The organism is Paraburkholderia sp. SIMBA_027 (assembly GCF_046535315.1).
Lineage (GTDB): Bacteria > Pseudomonadota > Gammaproteobacteria > Burkholderiales > Burkholderiaceae > Paraburkholderia > Paraburkholderia tropica.
On record NZ_JAWRWY010000981.1, the window covers coordinates 1 to 258 of the forward strand.

Below are 258 nucleotides of genomic sequence, written 5' to 3' on the forward strand. Positions count from 1 at the left end.
CCTGCATGATCGCGTTGTTGCGACCGAGGTGCGGGTTACCGTTGCCCATCTGATACTGGCGCAGCGCCCAGTAGACGTAGTCGGCGTGCTGACCGGCAAGCTTCGGCTATTCCGGGCTCACCGGCTTGTTCAGGTTGACACCGTGGCAAGCCGCGCAGTTGTGGCTGTCGGCCAGCACCTTGCCATTGCCGGCGTCAGCGGCGTGCGCGACGTTCGCTGCAACCAGACCGATCAATGCCGCCGACGCGCATGCAGCCT

The 258-nt window shown here is 64.7% G+C and carries 1 pseudogene; it reads right to left on the reverse strand.

The features are described from left to right. A pseudogene (locus SB764_RS42030) lies at positions 1-258 on the reverse strand (c-type cytochrome); the annotation flags it as partial.